The 248-nt window shown below is 47.2% G+C and carries 1 protein-coding gene; it reads left to right on the forward strand.

The features are described 5' to 3' along the window. Positions 1-36: 36 nt before the first annotated feature. On the forward strand, positions 37-248 hold a 212-nt coding region (locus ACY2RR_RS24590; protein WP_490110835.1), incomplete at its 3' end, for a MarC family protein.

Consider the following 248-nt stretch of genomic DNA (forward strand, 5'->3'; position numbering starts at 1 on the left):
GTTCTTATCCGGGAGCTATTAATAGCCCTGCTTATAATGATAATTTTCCTGTTTGCTGGTCAGGCCATTCTGGATGCTATGCATCTTCGCCCAGAAGCCATCAGCATTTCCGGTGGTATTATTCTGTTTATCATCGCTATCCGGATGATCTTCCCATCAGGCAATGGATCTAACGATGAGGCGCTCAAACATGAACCATTTATAGTGCCTTTGGCCACAACTTTGGTGGCGGGCCCTTCTCTGCTGGC

It is taken from the genome of Parendozoicomonas sp. 2304DJ65-17, from assembly GCF_058148445.1.